The sequence below is a fragment of the Schlesneria sphaerica genome, from assembly GCF_044336245.1.
In the GTDB taxonomy this organism is placed as follows: Bacteria; Planctomycetota; Planctomycetia; order Planctomycetales; family Planctomycetaceae; genus Schlesneria; species Schlesneria sphaerica.
Genome location: NZ_CP172346.1, coordinates 344240 through 365000 on the forward strand (window position 1 = coordinate 344240; position 20761 = coordinate 365000).

General features: G+C 55.3%; 12 protein-coding genes (1 of these 12 only partly in view). 6 read left to right on the top strand and 6 right to left on the bottom strand.

The window, feature by feature from the left end; genetic code table 11:
• Positions 1 to 12 precede the first annotated feature (12 nt).
• Positions 13 to 2106 (bottom strand): ABC transporter ATP-binding protein, encoded by a 2094-nt coding sequence (locus tag ACGY09_RS01220; protein ID WP_397571918.1) that lies wholly within the window; start codon positions 2104 to 2106, stop codon positions 13 to 15.
• Between the two features lie 428 nt (positions 2107 to 2534).
• Here ACGY09_RS01220 and ACGY09_RS01225 point away from each other — a divergent pair, with 428 nt between their 5' ends.
• The 4 genes from ACGY09_RS01225 to wrbA all read left to right on the top strand — a co-directional run bounded on the left by ACGY09_RS01225 (position 2535) and on the right by wrbA (position 8612).
• Positions 2535 to 3422 carry a hydroxypyruvate isomerase family protein gene (locus ACGY09_RS01225; RefSeq protein WP_397570166.1) on the top strand — a complete coding sequence of 296 codons (888 nt, stop codon included), beginning with the start codon at positions 2535 to 2537 and terminating at the stop codon, positions 3420 to 3422.
• A gap of 183 nt (positions 3423 to 3605) precedes the next feature.
• Complete coding sequence (locus tag ACGY09_RS01230; protein WP_397570167.1) at positions 3606 to 6212, top strand: alpha/beta hydrolase fold domain-containing protein; 2607 nt, start codon at positions 3606 to 3608, stop codon at positions 6210 to 6212.
• Positions 6213 to 6545: 333 nt separating this feature from the next.
• Entirely contained in the window at positions 6546 to 7904 is a 1359-nt protein-coding gene (locus ACGY09_RS01235) for a DUF1501 domain-containing protein (protein WP_373651885.1), read from the top strand.
• 108 nt (positions 7905 to 8012) lie between these two features.
• Positions 8013 to 8612: an NAD(P)H:quinone oxidoreductase gene (wrbA, locus tag ACGY09_RS01240; RefSeq protein ID WP_373651884.1), complete on the top strand. Its 600-nt coding sequence runs from the start codon at positions 8013 to 8015 to the stop codon at positions 8610 to 8612.
• A gap of 114 nt (positions 8613 to 8726) precedes the next feature.
• Here wrbA and ACGY09_RS01245 read toward each other — a convergent pair whose 3' ends face one another.
• The 5 genes from ACGY09_RS01245 to ACGY09_RS01265 form a co-directional block, all read right to left on the bottom strand.
• Positions 8727 to 11588 (bottom strand): tetratricopeptide repeat protein, encoded by a 2862-nt coding sequence (locus tag ACGY09_RS01245; protein WP_397570168.1) that lies wholly within the window; start codon positions 11586 to 11588, stop codon positions 8727 to 8729.
• Positions 11589 to 12036: 448 nt separating this feature from the next.
• Positions 12037 to 13647: a CocE/NonD family hydrolase gene (locus ACGY09_RS01250; RefSeq protein ID WP_397570169.1), complete on the bottom strand. Its 1611-nt coding sequence runs from the start codon at positions 13645 to 13647 to the stop codon at positions 12037 to 12039.
• Between the two features lie 645 nt (positions 13648 to 14292).
• The gene (locus ACGY09_RS01255; RefSeq protein ID WP_397570170.1) at positions 14293 to 14646 is read right to left on the bottom strand and encodes an HPF/RaiA family ribosome-associated protein; all 354 of its coding nucleotides are present in this window, start codon (positions 14644 to 14646) and stop codon (positions 14293 to 14295) included.
• A 494-nt stretch (positions 14647 to 15140) separates the two neighbouring features.
• Positions 15141 to 16520, bottom strand: coding sequence for an aldehyde dehydrogenase family protein (locus ACGY09_RS01260; RefSeq protein ID WP_397570171.1), 1380 nt, complete (start codon positions 16518 to 16520; stop codon positions 15141 to 15143).
• 956 nt (positions 16521 to 17476) lie between these two features.
• Positions 17477 to 17749 (bottom strand): 4Fe-4S dicluster domain-containing protein, encoded by a 273-nt coding sequence (locus ACGY09_RS01265; RefSeq protein ID WP_373651879.1) that lies wholly within the window; start codon positions 17747 to 17749, stop codon positions 17477 to 17479.
• 81 nt (positions 17750 to 17830) lie between these two features.
• On the opposite strand from ACGY09_RS01265, the gene ACGY09_RS01270 reads away from it, so the two are divergent.
• Complete coding sequence (locus tag ACGY09_RS01270; RefSeq protein ID WP_397570172.1) at positions 17831 to 19273, top strand: protein kinase; 1443 nt, start codon at positions 17831 to 17833, stop codon at positions 19271 to 19273.
• A 328-nt stretch (positions 19274 to 19601) separates the two neighbouring features.
• Positions 19602 to 20761: the 5' portion of an IS4 family transposase gene (locus tag ACGY09_RS01275; protein WP_397570173.1), read on the top strand. The gene runs 346 nt beyond the window's last position; the window shows 1160 of its 1506 coding nt (coding positions 1–1160); the start codon lies at positions 19602 to 19604; its stop codon lies beyond the right edge, outside the window.

The following is a 20761-nucleotide window of genomic DNA, read 5'->3' on the forward strand; positions in this document are numbered from 1 at the left end:
ACGCACGGCTTCTTACCAGCCAATATCTTTGGTTTGTTCCTGCTGAGCACGGTGAAGTGCTGCATACGCACCGTTGATTTTCAGCAACTGCTCGTGTGTGCCGATTTCCACCAATCGTCCCCGTTCAATCACCATAATGCGGTTAGCTTGACGAAGGGTGCTGAGTCGGTGAGCAATGGCAATCGTGGTTCTTCCGCGGACAAGGTTCTGCAACGCCTCCTGAATCTGGCGCTCGGTGGTGGAATCAAGAGCCGACGTCGCTTCGTCCAGAATCAGTATTCTCGGATCAATCAGCAGTGCGCGTGCAATGCTGATGCGCTGTCGCTCCCCTCCGGATAACGACTGTCCTCTTTCTCCCACCAGAGAGTCATATCCGTCGGCCAGCTGCAGAATAAATTCGTGAGCTTTGGCGGCTTTTGCCGCCTCGATGATCTGTAAACGGGTCGCGTCTGGAAGTCCGTAGGCGATGTTTTCGGCGATGGTTCCGTAAAACAAAAATGGATCCTGGAGAACGATCCCCACGTTTCGACGATAGGGTTCCACTTTGTAACTACGGATGTCGACGCCATCGGCAAGAATTGCTCCTTCCGCTACATCGAAGAACCGGCAGACAAGGTTAATCAGGGTACTCTTTCCAGCGCCTGTGTGCCCCACCAGACCGATCATCTCTCCCGCTTCAATCTTGAGCGAAAAATCGCGAATCACTTTCCGGTTGCCATACCGGAATCCCACGTTGCGAAACTCGAGTTCGCCTCGCAGCTTATCGATCGGCACCGGCTTCGCGGGTTCGGGAACGCTCGAAACGCGATCGAGAATCTCAAAAATGCGCTGAGCGCTGGCGGCCGCGCGCTGGGATGCATTAACAATCCGGCTCATCATTTCGAGCTTGCTGTAGAATCGCTCGCTCAGCAAAACTGCCGCGACCAGAGCCCCGGCGTCGAAGGTTGAGGCGCGACCACCGATTAGCCAGACCCCGCAGACCCAGACCACCAGGACACCCAGGTGATTCAGGAACGTGATCAATGGCCAAAAGAACGTCCAGAGTGAATTAACGCGATTGTTCGTTGTCACCACCATTTCATTGGCAGTCGAAAATCGTTCGATCTCGCGATCTTCCTGCGCGAAGGCTTTCACGACTCGAATGCCTGGGATAGTGTCGGCCAGGACACTCGACATGGCGCCCCAGGCACGACTGGACGCTTGAAAGCCAATCTGGAGCCGGTCCCGAGCATAGTACATCAGCCAGATAATCAACGGGAATGGGAGCAACGCGACGAGGGCGATCTGGAGATTGGCACTAAACAGAGCATAGGCGATCACAAACAGCAGAATCGTGTTGGATGTAAAGTCCACGATGCTGTCTGAAAGAAAAGAGCAAAGGCGGTCTGAGTCGCTGCTGATTCGCGACATCAGGTCACCCGTTCGTTTGCCGCCGAAATATTCCAGCGATAGCTTCTGCAGGTGCGAATACGTTCGGCGCCGCAGGTCGCCCGTGACCCGTTCACTGACCCAGGCGAGAATCGCCCCTTGTCCCCAACCCAGAAGCCAGGCCACAACCGCGAAGGCGAACATGATCCCCAGATAGTAAACCGCCTGAGGCATCAGCGGAGGATCGCCCTGCTGATAGTTTTTTAACAGACGAGTCAGGGGCTCTGTCATCTGAATTGTCTTGACCTCGGCGATGGCCGCAGTCATCGTCATGACTAGTGCGAGCAACATCCAGCCAGCGTGAGGTCGGGCAAATTGCCACAGACGAAGTAATGAAGTTGTATCCGGGGGATCTTCTCTCTCTTCCGGTTCGGGAGCCCCCTCTTCATCGACAGGAGTCGAAGCCGTTCGATGCATCTTCAAATCATCAAAACGGTCTCCGATGATGAGCGCTGAAGGCCCCTGAGCAATTGTGTAATGCCAGACAGCCAGACGGCCCTCTTCCGATAGAAGCTCCAGCGTCCCCAGCCCTCCTCGGTCTTTTGTTTTCAGCTGATCGATCCTGGCGAGGGGCCATGACTGAATCCCCGTCACGAGTGAGTAACTGAGAAATCGCTGAGTGGTCAGAACGAGAAGTGTCGACCGGTAGTAACGCTCGGAATCGATGTCCGAGATCATATAAGCCACGATTGACTCGGCCGAAGCCAATTGCAATTCGACAGGGTCCCGCAACGAACTGTCGATCGACGACCAGCCATCAACAGGCAAAGGAGTAACCGTATTCAATGCAATTGTCCGTGGGGGGATTGAGAGATCTCGAGAGCGTCCAAGAGATTAACGAACAGAATAGGCGAATGGCGAGTCGTCGGGATTTCTCTCCTTATTTTCTTGCAAGATTTGTCACCGGAAGTGGGGTTTCGGTCGGTCGCAGTTCGGCGGGTCGATGGGTATCATCCTCACTTGAATCAACAGCGAACGGCAGCACCGTGCGAAGCTTCGCGGGCAAGTCCCGTTCCGACATGGTGATCACACTTCGGATTGCTTTCCTCACTTTGCAAAATCCATCGCTCAATACGAATCGGTTTACTTCGCAGCAGGAATTACCCATGTCGAGTTGTGGCAGTGACGCGTCTTCCTCAGCAGCAACAAACATCGCAAAAGCTGCTGGGCTCAAAGGAAACATCAAGCACTCTGTCGTATTCTGGTGCTTCAATATTGCAGGGGAGCTGTGGGACATTGACAAGACCTGCGAGATTGCCAGGAACCTGGGAATCGAGTCAGTCGAGATCTGCGGGCCCGAAACCTGGCATGCACTCAAGCGACATGGCTTGAAATGTGCCATCGCACCGAACGGGATGCCGGGAGCACCTTTCGTCAAAGGCTTCAACAACCCCGCCTATCACGAAGAAGTGATTTCTCGAACAAAACAGATGATTGATGACTGTGCTGCCGCTGGCGTCCCCAACGTCATCGCGTTCACAGGCTACAAATGGAGGAACGCCGAAGATCCGACCAGTGGCGAAATTTCCCTGGAGGAAGGGGCTGCAAACTGTATTGCCAGTCTGAAAAAAATCGCACCGTACGCGGAAGAAAAAGGTGTCACCATCTGCGTCGAACACCTGAATACCCGCGACGATTCGCATCCGATGAAGGGACATCCCGGATACCAGGGAGACGATATCGACTACGTCTGCGACATTGTGCGTAAAGTTGGATCTCCACGGGTCAAGGTCTTGTTCGACATCTACCACGTTCAGATCATGAACGGGGACGTCATCCGTCGACTCGAACAGCATAAAGACGTGATCGGCCACGTCCATACCGCTGGAAATCCCGGGCGAGCCGAGTTGGACGACAAGCAGGAAATCAACTTCCCACCCATCATCAGGAAACTCATCGAAATTGGGTATGACGGATACGTTGGTCACGAATTCATTCCTACCCGTGACCCGCTGGAAGGTCTTCGCCAGGCGGTTCAGTTGTGTGACGTCTGATCATCTTGCAAATCTCAGCGAGTCCGGACTTCCCCTCGCTGAGATTTCATCTTTGAACGCAACGGGGGACTGGAAAAATCCGCCGCGGCGTCCAGAACGCGGGGACGACGATTCGACTGATCAGGTTTATGGGAACTGAGCACACTCATTGAAGGCCTAACGGCTGGAAACAGGGGTACTGCGATGACCATGCAATCACGAGATTTTCAAGTCTCTGAGTTCGGCAGGACTCGCTTCTCCAGAACCGATCTGATCCGGTCGGAAGCCTGCTTGCCTTCGATGCTCGTCGCCTTTCTCCTGTTTCTAAACCCACTCCAGCCCAGGGTCAGTGCCGCGGATCAGGCAGTCCTTCAGCCAATTGCATCCGTCTTTCGACCGGTGCATCCTCTCTTGATCAGGAACGATCATTCTCCGGTCATCAGGATCGCCATCGAAGTTGACGGTACAAACGAAATCGAACTCGTTTCATTTTCGTTCGACCTGACGGGCACGGACGACATTACAGATCTCGTATCACTCAGCTTGTGGTCCACGGGAATCAACGAGGCCTTCTCGCCCCAGACGCAGATATCCCCTGCGGCATCCGCCTCCACCCTTGTTCGGATACCTGTCAAACAACGCCTCAAGCCAGGAAAAAACGTCTTCTGGCTTACGTGTAAAGTCAGCGAGAGTGCCGATCTTTGCCATCAAATCTCGATCTCATGCACGTCCATCGAAACGCCATCCGGGAAGTTGCTCCCTCGCGAAACATCCTCCGGTCTGCGTCAGCGGATCGGAGTTGCGCTTCGGAAGCACAACGATGATGGAGTGCATACCTACCGCATTCCTGCATTGACGACTACACCCAAAGGAACGCTCCTGGCTGTATACGACGTGCGCCGTTCCAAGGGTCGTGATCTACAGGAGGACATCGATATCGGTCTCAGCCGTAGCACCGACGCAGGGCAAACCTGGGAGCCGATGCGGATTGTCATGGATATGGGTGAGTTCGGTGGTCTGCCCCAGAATCAAAACGGGTGTAGTGACCCAGGAATCATTGTCGACCAGCAGACCGGGCAAATCTTTTGCTTTGCTGTTTGGATGAACGGAAAACCGGGCAAGCATCAATGGAACGATGATGGGTCTGAACCGGGATTTGAAATTGGGAAGACCGCTCAATTCATGATGGTTCAATCCAGCGACGATGGCCTAACGTGGTCCAAGCCAGAAAATCTGACTCAAAAGCTTAAACAGGAATCCTGGTGGCTACTGGCTCCCTCCCCTCAGTCAGGAATCACGCTTCCTGATGGGACTCTTGTCATGCCTGTTCAAGGGCGGGAAGGTCGAGATCCTCTGGCGGCGTTTGCGACTATTATGATTAGCCGTGATCATGGGGCGAACTGGACGCTAGCCACCCCGGGATATCGAGGTGGCAACGAGTGCCAGGCAGCTCTGATCGGTGACCAGACCATCATGCTTAATGTCCGTAACGACCGGGAAAAATTCCGGGCCGTCATGGTCACCCACGACCTGGGACAAACATGGATTCCCCACACGACCCACTCCAATACTCTGATTGAGCCCAATTGTAATGCGAGCTTGCTGAGGGCCGACTACCAGCGAGGAACAAAGCAGGAGAGGGCCCTCCTGTTCGCGAATCCCCACTCCCAAAAGGGACGTACGCACCACACGATCCAGGTCAGCTTCAATGAGGGGGGGACTTGGCCGGAATCCCACCATATGCTGCTCGACGAAGGCCCCGGAGCGGGTTATCCCTCGTTAACTCGTATCAATCACGACCATGTCGGGATCGTCTACGAAGGAAGCCAGTCCCAGCTGACATTCGAGAAGATTCCGCTCGTGGAACTGCTGGAACCGGCCCGTAGAGCGGCAGCGTCGGCCATCAGCAAACGAGAAGTATCGAAGGAGGGCGTGCAACTGGTGGATCAGCTTCGGAAAGGGGCTCCCTTCGGTGCAGACTCGTTCGACCTGCCTCGCCTGAGATCGATCATGGGACAAAGGCAGGAACCCCAGATGGAAGGCCTCGTCCTGAAGAAGGAGGACGTGGCCGGGATCCCTTGCGAATGGGTGCTCGCTCCCGGTGCAGACCCCGATGTTCGGCTGTTGTATCTTCACGGAGGAGGCTGGGTTTCCGGATCGGGTGGTAACTATTTCCCCTTCGCAGCAGATATCTCGGCCGCAGCCAAGTGCGCGGTGCTTCTTCCCGATTATCGACTCGCCCCTGAAAATCCATTTCCTGATGGGCTTGAGGATTGCCTGACTGCATATGAATGGATGGTCGACCACGCCCCGACAGGGAGAGTTCATGCGAAGGCGACTTTCATCGCTGGTGATTCGGCAGGTGGCAACCTCACACTCACGACATTGCTCGCCCTGCGAGATCGGCAGCAGTGGCTCCCCGCAGGTGCGATCGCCATTTCCCCTGCGACCGACTTTACCCTCTCCAGCGACTCCCTGAAATCTGTTGACGATCCCATTATCAGTGCTCGCACGATGCCGGAATTCAGGATCCGTTATCTGGGAGTGAGTGACCCTCGAGATCCGCTCGCGTCCCCCGTTTTCGCGGATTTCCATGGCGTTTCGCCCCTGCTGATTCAACTTGGAGACCAGGAAATGCTTCGAGATGACAGCGTTCGAGTCGCCGTGAAAGCCCGTGCCGACGGAGTACCCGTCCAGCTCGAAGTCTGGCCGGGAATGGTTCATGTCTTTCAGATCCGAAACTTGCCTGAATCTCGCGAAGCGATTCGCCGCATCGTCGCATTCATCCAAGGGCACCTCCCTGCCCGGTAGAGAGCCCCTAACCCACTTCGTGCGGAGGAACAACAGACTGCGTTGCCAGACACGTACACTTCGCCATGAAGTTCCACCCAGGGTCACCAGCTCGACGCTCTTGCGATGCGCTGTTGCCTCGCCCAATGGGCTTTCACCAACATCCACAAGCGTGGATGGATTGAGCAAAACCCGATAGACTCGCTGACCGGTTACCTGGACTAAAGCCAACTCAACAGACCTCTATGGCTCAGAGTAACGGTTGACAGACCATTTAACGCATAACGCGCAGGGACATCCTTCCACGGTTGCCAACTCGGCGCGTGAGGCTGGACGGATCATTAAGGACATTGCATGCTTCATATCATGGGCCAATCGCCGTCTCGATTCTGTGACGGCCACACGCGGCGACAGTTTCTGAAGATTGGTGGACTTGCCCTGGGGGGACTTTCGCTACCGCAGATTCTCAAGGCAGAGGAAGCCTCCGCAGCCACCCGCGGAAAAAAGCTGCCGCACAAGGCAATCATCATGATCTACCTGTCAGGCGGCCCCTCTCATCAGGACATGTATGATCTGAAGATGGATGCCCCGGTGGAAATACGGGGTTCCTTCCGACCGATTCAAACCAATGTACCAGGGATCGAGATCTGCGAGCACATGCCCCGATTGGCCCAGATGATGGACAAGTTCGCCATCATCCGCTCGCTCTACGGCTCTCCCGACCAGCACGCCTCAGACATGTGTCTCAGTGGCTACCCCATCGGCCCCAAGGGAAGGCAAGACGATCACCCTTCATTGGGGTCTGCCCTGTCCCGGATCCTGGGTCCGGTCGATCCCGCCGTTCCTCCCTTCACTGGACTGACGATTAAGACGGGTCACGTCCCTTATTCCAACCCCGGCGAACCGGGGTTCCTCGGGATGGCCCATGCGGCATTCCAACCCAATGGTGAGGGAATGGCCAACATGCGCCTGAATGGCGTGACGCTCGACCAATTGCGGAATCGCAAATCACTGCTCCAGAGTTTTGACATCTTTCGTAACCAGGTTGATCAGGTTTCCTCCTTCAAAGACAACGAATATCTGACGCAAAAGGCGTTTGATGTCCTGACCTCCAGCAAGCTGGTCGAGGCTTTGGATCTGGAAAAGGAAGACTCTGCACTGCGGGATCGCTATGGTCGCGGCAGCGCCAGCCCTGCTTTTGGTGAAGACGCGGGGCCGCACTGGATGGACCAGTTCTTGATGGCCCGGAGGTTGGTCGAAGCTGGAGTCCGTTGCGTTACGCTTTCTTTCGGAAGTTGGGATCGTCACGGCGGCAACTTTGAACGGTTGCCAACCCAGTTAGCTCAATTCGATCAGGGAATTACGGCACTTGTCGAAGACCTGCATGCTCGAGGTCTCAACGAAGATGTCAGTGTCATCGCGTGGGGTGAATTCGGACGGACTCCACGCATCAATTCCTCCGGTGGTCGGGACCACTGGCCTCAAGCGTCATGCGCCCTGCTCGCCGGAGGAGGAATGCGAATGGGCCAGGTGATCGGATCGACAAACCGGCTCGGTGAAGTACCGCAAGACCGACCTGTCCATTACCAGGATGTCTTCGCGACTCTCTACCATCAGTTAGGGATTGACGTGAATACCACAACAATCCCCGACAACAGTGGCCGTCCGCAATTCCTGGTGGATCGCCGCGATCCCATCCGCGAATTAATTTGATACCGACATTGCTCACTTTACTCGACAATGCAAACCCGTCTGCACCCCATTGCGTCTGTCTGCGATATCTCGGAACTGGATACCCTTTCATAAAATTGGAGAATCAGGATGACAAAGCTGTTGGTGCTCTACTACTCGATGTATGGGCATATCGAAACGCTCTCGCAGGCGATTGTCGAAGGAGCAAAATCCGTCGACGGTGTCGAAGTGACTCTCAAGCGAGTTCCTGAAACGATGTCCTCGGAAGCGTCTCAGCGCGCGGGGGCTAAACTGGATCAGGCTGCTCCCGTCGCTGATCCCAAGGAACTGAGCGAATATGACGCCATCATTTTCGGGACCCCGACCCGCTTCGGGAACATGGCAGGACAGATGCGTCTCTTTCTTGACCAGACGGGGGGACTGTGGGTGAAAGGGGGACTGGTCGGAAAAGTCGCCAGTGTCTTCACCAGTACTGGAACGGGCGGCGGGAACGAAAGCACGATCATCAGCTTTATCCCCACACTCATGCATCACGGTATGATCTATGTTGGGCTACCTTACTCATGTCCGGAACTCGCGGACATCAGCGAACTGAAAGGGGGATCTCCCTGGGGCGCCGCGACGATCGCAGGTGCAGACGGCTCACGCCAGCCAAGTAGCAAAGAACTCGCCATGGCAACTTTCCAGGGTCGACACGTCGCTGAAGTCGCCAGGAAGCTGTTCCCGTAATTATTGGGTACTCCGCCTCCGCCCTATGACCTTCGCCAACTTGTCAGTCCTTCAAACTCAACCATCGACAACTTACGACCGTAGGCTCGATGTGAGCCTACGGTCGCATCGTTATTACGATAGCTCTTCAACTCGTTTCTTCCGCATTGTTTCCACATACCCTAAGGCGCGACGTCGTTTTGCCGGTGGAAGCTTCGGAGAGTTTGCGGACAGAGCCTGCTCGAAGCAGGCGAACGCCTTTTTCGTGTCATCCCGCTCAACGTACATCAGTCCCCGGTAGAAATGCAGCCAGGGATTGTCAGGCTTGAGTGAATACGACTCTGCAAATGAACATTCTGCCTCGTCATAAAGCCCCATGCCGGCGAGTGCCCTGCCCTGTCCGTTGACTGAATAAGCCAGACCTACTCGATCATCCTCTTCGCGGGCAATTTCGATGGAGTGTTCCACGGAAACGAGGCCGTCCTGATACTCACCCAACTCACACAGGATTTGTCCGTAGGCACTATAATCGTGCCGCGTCGCGTCATCGGTGTTCTCGATGATATGAGCGTAGTCATCGAGTGCGTCCACGAAGTTCTCGATGTACCACCGCGAGTGACCCCGCGTTCGGTACGCTTCTGCCGGAGGGTCTGCGTGTTCCTCGATGACTTTGGTGGCCAGTTCAATCGCTTTTTCAAACTGTTCGTTCATCGCCGCCACACTGGCGGTGAGCAGGATCTGATCTGTGTTCAGCTGATCAGTCGAGAATGGTTCCAGGCGCCGCGCTTCTTCGCGATCCGCCTCGGCTCTCTCAACGTCACCGGCAAACTCAAACGCGACGCTTCGTCCGATGAGCGATTGCGACAAGTTCGGGTTCAGCTCAATGACGCGATCGAAGTCCTGCTGTGCCTCTGCGAACTGTCCCTGATACAGATTGATGTAAGCCCGCTGCCAGAGTGCCGCACCGTTCTCAGGTTCGGCAGCGAGGATCTCATTCAAGTCTTCCTTGGCAAGATCCATTTCGGTCAATTCGAGTAGCAACTTGGCCCGATTCAGCCGGCAATTGAGATTACTGGGGTCGAGTTCGATTGCCTGATCGAGGTCGCTGGCGGCAGCGGCCTTCTTCCCTTCGATCAGATAGGTAATACCCCGGCCGGTATATCCGTCCGCACGCTCTGGCGCCAGTTCGATCACACGGTCAAAGTCTTCACGGGCTCGTTCGTGCTCCTCAAGTTTGAGCAATGCGTAGCCCCGTTCCAGAAGCGCCTCAACCCAATCTGGAGCCGTTTCTAAAGCGTCCGTAAAGTCGTCGATCGCGGACTCACATTCGTCCCGCCCGGCACGCAAGCGTCCACGGTGCAGGCGACCGATCGAGTAGCGAGGGTCCTGAGTAAGGCAGGTATCCAGATCGTCCAGCCCCTCGTCGACTCGTCCCAGTGAGGCCTTGGCAAGGCCCCTGATCATGTAGGACTTCGGTGAGTTTTCCATGAGTTCAATTGCTTTATCGGCGTCATGAATCGACTCTTCAAAATGCCCCAACTCCAGCAGGACTGCCGCACGTAGTGAGAACGCAGCTCCGAATCGATCAGAGGAATTCAGAATCTGATCGCATTCCTGCCGCGCGGACTCTAGTTTCCCGTTCTGGCCCAGGAACTCTGCCCACTGCATACGCAGAATGACGTTCTCGGGAGCATAATCCAGCGCCGATCGAAAGACCTGTTCTGCTTCCCCAATCCTTTTGAGTTGTGCCAGCGCCTCAGCCTTCATCTGGATGGAATCCAGCGACAAGCCGACACAGCGTTCATAGTCATTCAGGTCTTTCAGCGCCTGTTCCGTTCGTCCCGCCTGAAGGTGAAACTTAGCCCGCAGCAAATACGCCTGAGAACAATCAAAGTCCGACATCAGTGCCACATTTACCGAGCTGAGCGCCTCACTGGTCCGCCCAAGCGTACTGAGGATATTCGCACGGACGCACCAGAAATGGGCCGACTTCTGAATCGCCAGCGCCGAGTTGATCTGTTTAAGACTTTCCTCGGCGTGATTCATATCCAGCTGCAGGTTCGCCAGCAGGACAAAGGCGTCGGCATCTTCGGGGTGGCGTTCCAGTCGACGCTGGCACTCGGAAGCAGCTCTTTCAAGCTGACCCGCGTTTGACAGACACATGATCCGTTTATGAATGACGGTCACGTCATCGGGGTACTCTTCGATCAAACGATCGTAAACTTCCAGCTCTTCCTGAACCCTTCCCAGAATTTGCAGGCCGTTCGCATGCAGCAACTTCAGCTTCACGCTTTTGGGTGAGCATTCGATCAAGGCCTGACAGTCTTCCAGGCGAAACTCAATGAGGTCCTTAACTTCTTCGACTTCGTAGACTTTCAGCGCCATCTCGCAAAAGCTGGTTACATCTGGCAGAACCACCCGACGCGACCAGTCCTCAAACGGATGAATTACCAGGTCCTGGAGATTACGGGAGTCTCTGCCAAAGGATCGGCGCACAACAAACACGATGGGATATGCGACCGGCCAGGTTGGAATCTGTTCCAGTTTCCGGCGCAGTTTCTGTGCGACTGAATCAGCCCGTTGGCGAGCATTCGATGCCAGCACCTGAACATCAAACTGCCATGTCCGGCCGGGCAGCAATACCGCGGCGACCTGGGAGAGGATCGCCTGATTGTCACGAACGCCCCCCACTTCGCGCTGGATCAGATCGCTGACAATTTCCGGATAGCTGAACAACAACGAGTGAGGAATACCCGATCGAGCCACTTCTTCGGCCGTCATCAGATACGACACCGACGTCCGCTGCTGCAGATTGCTCAGGAACCGTAAATCTTCGCCCGGATCGGGAATCAGACTGATGTCGCGAGCGGGCCCAGCGGTGACAGTGATAGCCGGAAACGCCGCGAACAACTTCTGATACGTCGGCACTCGCGTGAAGTATTCGAGGAGTGACAGTTGAGGAGCCGTTGGCTCATGCCCCTTCCGGGATCGCCACATTCCCCATCTCGCAAAATTTTCACGCAGGGATTCAACCGCTCCGTTCCAGCGAGTTCCAAAGCGACGGCTTATAAAGGGAGGTTGAGCGGAACAGTGACGACACAGGCGCAGCGGTACCGTCATATAAAAATCAGCGTGATCAACTTTGATATCTCGAACCCGCCGTGTTTCCGCGTGACAGACGACGCACTCTCCACTGATGCTGCAGTTTTTAAGCATCGATTGGATTTCGTTCGTCAGGTCTGAAAAGACCTCGGCCCAATCCCTTTGCGTTTCTGACACAATCGTGTTCTTTCGACGACAGAAGTTCGGCCAACCTTGACCTGATACTCATGAACTCGCTGAAAGCAGCGTCCAAGGAGATGCAAATAAGTCTACTCAGTTCCCGAAGGCGATGTCCAATTCTGGCTCGGCCACAAGTGAGGTGAGACACCTGAATTTTCGATTTTCAGTCGGATGTCGTATGTACTGGCAAAATAACCCTCGATGGATACTTATCAGAAATCATGACGGTATTGTCAGCAATACGTTTCTCGTGATTAACTCGGAATCCATGCCCCGTATTCGGATTGGGATCAAACCGGGGAGCATTCGAAGAGGAAATCGCGACTCGAATACGATGCCCTTTATTGAAAATCAGCGATGTACTCCACAGGTCTACGGTCATTTCCACGACCTCATCTGGCTCAAGAAATTTCTCAGTCTCAAACGATTCACGAAACCTCGCACGTCGAATCCCATCCGTCACCAGCATCGAACGCCCGTCGGGGTACACATCTGTCAGCTTGACCGTGAAATCGGTATCAGGACAGTTGGAGGAAACAAAAAGTCGCGCCTCGATTCGTCCCGTCACTTCCACAGACTCCGTTAGCTCGTCAGTCGTAAACACCAGGACATCGGAACGCGACTCAACCGACCGCTGATCACGTGGACCGATGTTAATCCCCAGTTCCGCGCCGCCGATCGTCGGCACTGGCTCCGAGGGGTCGTACCGATACGATATACTCCCGTTTTCGGCGGAAGGTTTCGTATCGAGTCTTTTGTCGAGATGAAGATAAAACGGGGTAGCCGTCGAGATGGGGGGCCAGGAATCCGCTGTTCGCCAGTAGTTCCCCGGTGCGGAGGAATCCGTAGGATCCCCCATGACGTAGTAGCTGACCGGCTTTTCACTGTTAACGCCGTTCTCTTTTCCCTTCAGAGTCGCATCGAACCACGCGAGACTATCCGCGCAGCGCGGTAATCGTGCTGAGTTTGCCGGGTAAGAAAGTTCATTCATGCTCCCATGGCCAATCGGCCCGATCACCAGACGGCAACGGCCCCGAGCGGCTGGGCCCCCCTGTGATTGAATCGTCGTGAATGAGTTGATCGTGCCCTGCAGGAAGATGTCGTACCAGCCACCGATGAAGACACCGGGGGCATTCACTCGCTTGGCCTGCGATTCCGGAGACAGCTCGCTCCAGAAGGAATCAAATTTCGGATGTTCCACGAACGTCTTCAGGTTCGCAGGAGACATTCCGGTCCCCTTCAACCAGTTTTCCAGCAGTCCCGAACGAAAGGCGCCTCCCTGGTAAGCCCCCTGATGATACATGTCCGAGAAAGCGACCCCGACGTACTGGGACGTCAGGGCCGCAGGTGCTCCCGGGGCTGCCATGTTCTGCGTAATGCCCAGTGCCGAGCCCCCCGTCGTGCCGATTTTTCCGTTGCACCAGGGTTGCTGAGAAATCCAGGCGAAGGTGTCGTGGCCGTCGTGGGGCGTATTCCAGCCGTCATTGTGGAAAATGATGGCGTCCGTCCCTTTGGACTTGAAGCGGCCTCGCAAGTCTTGAGCAACATAAGCGTAACCATGCGCACAAAAACGTTCCGCTTCCGCTTTCTGACCATCCTTGTTGTAAGGCGTACGAGCCAGGATGACGGGGAACGGTCCCCCGGTTTTCGGCTGATAGACGGTCGTCGCGAGTTCAATCCCGTCCGACATCGACACGAAGCCGTCGCTGCTGTCGATCTCGATAACGTCGTCACCCGCACATCGGTCACAGAGGAGTGCAGAGAGAAGCAGCATGACCGTGCTTAGTAGCAGCGGCCTGTTCCAACTTCGCTCCGCATTAAACATACGCGTGCCTCACGGGAACGGGGCTCTTCACTGATCCAGCCAAATGACGGTCAACCTGAGCCAGCAGAGTTTATCCAGCCGGGACTCGCTGCAATCGAGTCTCGTTACAACTTACGACCCTCGTCATGCCATCCATTTGACAGACAATTCAATGTACAGCGGTTTGCCGTAACGAAAAGACTGGAAATATTGAATTCTTGCGATTCTTTGTGCGAAATCCCTCCTTGCGATCGAGCACGGGAAGGACTTCCGGCGCGGAGACTTTGACCTGGCCGTGCGGGGATCCCCTGCCGCAAGTTCGTAGCATCGCGCGATGAACCGGCCTGGTGTACCGCCAGTTGCAGGCCCCGCCAATTTCAGCCCGCGCATTGCGCCGGCTGGTATGGCAGTCGACAGGCCCGTGACAGTTTTTTATAACTGCCACGGGCCTGTCGATTCAGTTCGCGAGGAGAATTCGAAGGGGCAGGTGAAGTCTTTCACCCTCACTCGATCGTGTCCACGAGTTTCCCGCGAAGGAGCTGATCCCCCTCATTTCTCCTGACGAGGGCAAACTCGCGACTTCACAATCACTCGCGAGTCCCCTTTTAGTTCAGTTTAAGGGACAACTTCACCGGCGAAGGACGTCCGCCCCTTAGGGTCGTTCAATCGATCAACCGTGCTGCCAATTCGCCGTTCGAGCTTCTCTGCGGCGTCGGCGATGGCTTTTTCGATCGCAGCAGCTTCGGCAGTGACAGCCATCGGCTGCAGTCCCGCCAGCCGCGCTTCCATCACACAACGCTTGTCAGTATCACTGTTCTTGACACTGCTATTCTCGTCGGACAAATGAACTTCGACTCTAGTAACTCGATCGCCGAAGCGCTTCAACGCAGTCTCGAGCGCGTCTTCGACATGCTTCTTCAACTCAGGCGTCTTCATCGTGTGGTTGTCGGTCGTGACCTGAATTTTCATTCTCAAGTTCTCCATGCTGAATCCATCGCCTCTGTGCGGGCCGCTTGTCCTGAGGTTACTCGAACGCTCGAACCTCGCTTCGACAAACGTCCCTCTCTGCTTCACCGAAGTGATTCGTCACTTCTCGTGATCGCATGTTCTTAAAAACGTTGCTGGCCGCATTCGGATCTATCGATTCCCATTTTTTCTTCGCTTTTCGCAGGAAATTGTAGCCCGCACCAGTCCCCTGTAAAGGGGCTTTCCATTGAACGGAAACTCATTTATTTGAATTGGTTACAGCCATTCTCTCCCGCTTCAAACACGCGCTGAGGCGGCCAGATGATCTCGAGAGCCATTCGGAACTCCGCTCGGGTCTGCCCGTTTCGCTTCTCACACCATCGCTGGGGGTATTCCAAGGAGAATCGGACCCGATCGTCCAGATCTGCGACACGATCGAAACTTGTCTTCGTTTGCGCTAGCCGCGCCCAGTTCACAGACCTGTGACATGCTTCCCGCTACGACGACCGAAAAACAATCAGTTTTTCCTGCGTCAGATCGCGCATCGTGTAAGGAATTCCGCCGATCCCATAGCCAGACTCACGCCGTCCTCCAAACGGCATCCAGTCGGTCCGAAAGGCGGTGTGGTCGTTAATCATCACCGTCGAGGCATCCAGGCGTTCGGAGGCATAAAGCGCTGTCCGCAGGTGCTCGGTAAAAATACTCGCCTGGAACGCGAACGGCAGCGAATTCGCCGCCTCAATGGCCTGATCGAGGTCCGCATAAGAATAGACACACGTCGTCGGCCCGAAGACCTCCTGCGTTGAAACTTTGGAATCGACAGACGGATTGACCAGGATCGAAGGAACGACTGTCGTGTGACTCAACCTGCCACCGCCGATCAGCTCTGCACCACCCGCGACGGCCTCGTCGATCCACTCGGTGACACGGTCCGCTTCGGCCGGAGTGATCATCGGCCCGACTTCGGTCTCTTCGTTCAGCGGATCACCCACCTTGAGTGCCGCCACGCGCGCGGTGAACCGTTTGAGAAACTCGGTTTTGAGATCCTGATGGACGTAAATCCGCTGGGTCGAAACACAGACTTGTCCGGCGTGGTAATACCCCCCTTTGACCAGTGGTTCAATCAGGTGATCGAGGTTGGCCGCTTGATCGATGATCGCAGGCGCCGAACCGCCGTGCTCCAGTGCAATCCGCGTCCCGGGTGCGAGGATGGAACGCAGCCGCCAGCCAACTTTACCGGAACCAATAAAGCTGACGAATGCCACGCGCCGATCCGAAACCAGTACTTCCGCCAGATCACTGGACGCGGGCAGGAACGTCTGACACCACTCCGGTGGCAAACCCGCTTCGTGCAGCAGATTCACAAATGAGAAGCACGACAAGGGGGTCGATGAAGCAGGCTTGATGATGATGGGACATCCCGCCGCAACCGCAGGAACGACCTGATGCACAATCAGGTTCAGGGGGTGATTAAATGCAGAAATCCCGGCCACGACACCGATCGGCTCTTGAATGGTAAAGGCACGGCGGTCAGAACTGGCCGCCGTCAGTCCCATCGGTATTTCCTGGCCTCCACTCGTCCGCAATGCAACCGCCGCACACCGCACGCCGTCAATCGCCCGCGTCACCTCAACTTTGGCATCCGTTAATGGCTTTCCACCTTCCCGGGCAATCTGTCGACTGAGAAAATCTCGCTGAACGTCCATCAGCCCTTCCAAACGCTGCAGAATCGCCAGTCGTTGATGTGGCTTCAAGCGCGCTGCCCGGTCGGCAAACAGGGTCGCGGCCGTTACCAGCTTTCTCTCCAGCGCATCGGCATCGTCAACCGGTACCTCGCAGATCAGAGAACGGTCAAACGCCTGAACCACCTGCTTCACTTTTGATTCTCCTCATCCAGGTCGCTAGCGGGCCTCGGCGTCTACCACCGAGCAGCCTGTCACATCAACACCCTGTGTCGATCTTCTCCAGCATATGGCGAATTCTGGGGATGCCGCATCGGATTCCAATGGGATCAGTTTTCCAGTGCGGGCGAACGATAGAGAAAATCGTGCCAAGGCTCTGCGAATATTACCACGCCAATCGGTCACGGAAACAACCCCATGGCCGCCCGCAAACGTCAGATCCACGGTCTCCCCTTTTGCCAGCTCCAATTCAACTGCCGCTGTCCACACCGGCGGACCACTCGCTCTGCCCTCGTTGAGCACCTTCGATGAAGCCCGACAAAGAAACGCTCGCCAGCGAGCTGCGGCCAACCAGCTACCCTCACGGGAAGGGAAAGTCGGCTGTCTTGCAATCGGCTGGCCAGCCTGGCCAGTCCCCTGAAAAATCTTAATCCGTTACCTCTGCAGCACATGGGACTGGCCACCGGCTGGCCAAGAGTTGGCCAGCCGGCCACCCCAATAATTGGATCCGCGTCGTCAAACAAACTTCACGTCGATGAGGTTGTGTTAAGTCCACCCACGGAATCCCTAATTTTCTAACAGTGAGACCTTCCCGCTCGGCTTCGCCATCCTTCGATCGATGTCGCTGAATCATTCCGAACGCCAGTAGTGTCAGCAACCAGCAGCAATCCAGCGAGCCCGAACAGCCAATCCTTTGGAATAGGGTCCGAACAGGGGTCTCGGTAACCGTTCACCCTCGTCGAGGAGTGAGGGAGCCTGTTGACCGGCGAAGGGCCTTCATTGCGGGTGACCAGGGATGTCGTCGCGCTGCGATCCTGCTCAGGCTGCGCGCCAGTGCTAAGTGCTGACAGGTTGACGCTTCATCGCGGCTACCGGGGCGGCAAGGCCACAAGAGGAGTCACCGACGTGCGTCTCTGAACCATCCAGGTGCCTCATTCCAAGGGGGCCTTCTTCTCTATGATGTTGGGACATTGAGGGGCCATTTCGCGATTGAGGTCGATATACGCTTTCCATTTCTCGGGCACATCGTCTTCGTAATAGATCGCATGTGGTGGACATTCGGGTACACACGCACCGCAATCGATGCATTCATCCGGGTGAATGAACAGCATCGACTCCCCCTCGTAAAAGCAATCTGCAGGACACACAGTCACGCAGTCGGTATATTTGCAGCCAAAGCACGGTTCCGTTACGACCATCGCCATTCTCAGTTCCTTTCAAGTTGAAGAAGTTTCTCCTGAAAGGCTGATTCCCATGACGAGGTCGCTCCGGGCGTGAAAAATGAGATGTCACTCGATTTTTCCCAAATTTGCCGCCAGCATGTGGACATCATTTCACCCGAGAGGACCAATCAGGAGTTGCTGAGTGCCTGGAAGAGGGGTGACCAGAACGCCGCAGCGCAGGTCTTTCGTCGCTATCAAGCCAGGCTACTGGCACTTGTTCGCTCGCGTCTTTCGAAGAAACTGGCACGTCGAGTGGACGCCGAAGACATCCTGCTCTCTGCCTATCGCAGTTTTTTTGTCGGTGTCCAAGCGGGGAGCTGCACTCCGAACGCAAGTGATGAACTGTGGCCGCTATTGACCACAATCGTCCTGCGGAAGTTGGCTCGGCAGGCCCGATATCACAAAGCAGAATGCCGTTCGTTTGAGCTGGAGCGACAGGACGAATCGAGACTCCTGGAATCCCTGATCAGCCAAGCGCCGACCACCGAACATGCGGCCATCCTGACAGACGAAATTGAACTCCTGTTGAGCCACCTGGACGCGACCGCGCGGGAAGTTCTGGTTCGAACACTGCAAGGACAGGATGTCCCTTCAATCGGGAACGAACTCAACCTGCATGAACGAACCGTCCGTCGCGCACTGGAACTAATTCGCCAGCTCATTCCGTCTTCAGCGAACGATTCATTCGACTGGGCAAAGATCTCGCTCAGGACAAAACAACGGTCGCCAATTTCGCGAACGCCAAAAGTAACTGTGCAGGGAACGCTGAACTATGGCGATTATTTGTTGAAACGACTCGTCGGTGCCGGAGCGTTCAGTAAGGTTTACTGTGCAAAAAAACGGGCTTCGAATGAAACTGTTGCCATCAAATATCTCAGAAAAGATTGCTTGCAGGATCCGCGGGCCGCAGAGGCGCTGGTCCGTGAATATCAAATCCTGCGTCAGTTGAACCATCCAGGGATTCTGCCAGTTCACGGTTGGGGTACGACGCCTGGAGGTTCGCTCTTCTTAGTGACCGATTTTATTGAAGGCTCGAATCTTGCCACCTGGAAATCGACGATACGTCCGAGCCTCAACCAAATCCTGGTCGCGGTCAAGGAGGTCGCCGCAGCGGTTGTGGCAGCCCACTCGAAAGGAATCATTCATGGCGACTTGAAACCAGCAAACGTCCTGATTGGTGTTGAAGGCCGCATCACTCTTTGTGATTTTGGATTGTCACGTCACGTGACTGATCGGGAAGATGTGCCGCGAGGAGGAACAGCTGGCTTTCTTGCCCCTGAACAGATCTCGGACGCATTCGGCCCTGTCACGGAACTGACTGACGTGTACGGCATGGGAGCTCTCCTCTACGCACTACTGACAGGGCGCCCACCGATGACCGGTCGCGACTTTCCGGAAATCCTGGCAAATGTGTTGTCTCCGAAACTCCCTGAAGTTCCTCTACCGGGAAGCGACTCACTCTCATCTGAGCTGAATTCCTTCACGCTGCGATGCCTGTACAAGTAACCGCAACGACGATTCCGCGCGGTGGTGGAATTCTCATTGGTGCTGGCGACGATAGGTGATCAAGGACACTGTCCCGTTTGTGATGGCTGATAGCGGTTCAGTCGTTGCTTCCAACCGACACAGGGTCTCATCGTACCACACATCTTTGTCTTCTCGGTCTTCCGGCGGTTATTGCCGATGTTGGTTTGTCGCGTGTTGTTTTTATTTGAACAGAAGCGATTTTCGTGGTCCGTTTTTGTGTGTGACCTGGACAGTGAGTCATCATTGGACGTGTTCACGCAAGGATTGCGTGAGGATTGGTTTCAATTCTCTCGTGAAAGTCCTTGCCATGCCGGAGATGATCCTTGATCAGTTGGACACCGCCCAATTCGGTGACAAGCGGTTGACGAAGCGATTTGTCAGGATCATGGAACGCGTCTCTGAGAAGCCGAACATGAGTATTCCGGCCGCGATGAAGGGGCGCGCCGAAATGGAAGGGGCCTATCGGTTTTGCGATAATCCGAAGGTGTCCCCCGAGGCGATCCGCTCTCCCCATGTCGCCGCCACGTATGAGCGAATTCGCCAAACGGACGTGGTCGTCTTGGTTCAAGACACGACTCAACTCGATGTCACTCGCCCCAGGCAGCAAGTCAGAGAAAGCGGCCCGCTTGAGTTTAAAACACGCTTTGGCGCGTTCGTTCATCCGTTGATTGCCTTTGATACCAACGGGATTCCTCTGGGCGAAACCTGGAATAAGACCTGGGTTCGCAAATCGATTGAGACGCAGGTCCCTCGTTCGGAAAAACGAGATAGACGCATGGCGACTCCGATTGAAGACAAAGAGAGTTTCCGCTGGCTGGAAGGCCTTCGCGCGGCGCGAGAGGTCGCCAAAGTCTGCCCTGACACCCAGTGCATCTGTGTGGGAGATAGTGAAGCAGATATCTACGAACTGTTCGCCGAGCCGCGAAACACGGGTGAAGGACAGGAATTGCAGTTACTGGTACGCGCCTGCCACGACAACAGGGTTCTGAGCAATCACCCCCAGAATTTGGTGGAAACACTGCGGGCGTCAAGCAGTTTGTTGTCGTGTAGCGTCAAAGTGAGCCGTCGGACTCCCAAGGTAAAGGCGAATAAACGAAAACGCACACTAGAACGAGACGCTCGGGTCGCGGCAGTGGAAATTCGTACGGCGACGGTCACACTTCGACCACCTCACCGCCCCGACCGCAAACTCCTTGAAGCGACGTTGAATGTTGTCCTGGTAGAAGAACCAAGTCCTCCAGAAGGACAACAGCCAATCCAATGGATTCTCCTGACAACATTGCCGATCGATAACCTCGAACAGGTTCAATTGATCGTGAAATACTACGGTATCCGCTGGCAGATCGAAGTTTATTTCAAAACCTTGAAATCGGGTTGCCGCATTGAAGAACGGTACTTCGAGGAGATGGATCGACTGCTGAATTGCGTTGCCGTGTACTCGATCGTTGCGTGGAAAATCTTATATCT

Bases quoted from the DNA above. Each gene is read 5' to 3' on its own strand.
- ACGY09_RS01255 (WP_397570170.1), bottom strand. From the start codon at position 14,646: ATGAAAATTCAGGTCACGACCGACAACCACACGATGAAGACGCCTGAG.
- ACGY09_RS01235 (WP_373651885.1), top strand. From the start codon at position 6,546: ATGCTTCATATCATGGGCCAATCGCCGTCTCGATTCTGTGACGGCCAC.
- ACGY09_RS01230 (WP_397570167.1), top strand. From the start codon at position 3,606: ATGACCATGCAATCACGAGATTTTCAAGTCTCTGAGTTCGGCAGGACT.
- ACGY09_RS01250 (WP_397570169.1), bottom strand. From the start codon at position 13,647: ATGCTGCTTCTCTCTGCACTCCTCTGTGACCGATGTGCGGGTGACGAC.
- ACGY09_RS01225 (WP_397570166.1), top strand. From the start codon at position 2,535: ATGTCGAGTTGTGGCAGTGACGCGTCTTCCTCAGCAGCAACAAACATC.
- ACGY09_RS01265 (WP_373651879.1), bottom strand. From the start codon at position 17,749: ATGGCGATGGTCGTAACGGAACCGTGCTTTGGCTGCAAATATACCGAC.
- ACGY09_RS01270 (WP_397570172.1), top strand. From the start codon at position 17,831: ATGTCACTCGATTTTTCCCAAATTTGCCGCCAGCATGTGGACATCATT.
- wrbA (WP_373651884.1), top strand. From the start codon at position 8,013: ATGACAAAGCTGTTGGTGCTCTACTACTCGATGTATGGGCATATCGAA.
- ACGY09_RS01245 (WP_397570168.1), bottom strand. From the start codon at position 11,588: ATGTGGCGATCCCGGAAGGGGCATGAGCCAACGGCTCCTCAACTGTCA.
- ACGY09_RS01220 (WP_397571918.1), bottom strand. From the start codon at position 2,106: ATGATCTCGGACATCGATTCCGAGCGTTACTACCGGTCGACACTTCTC.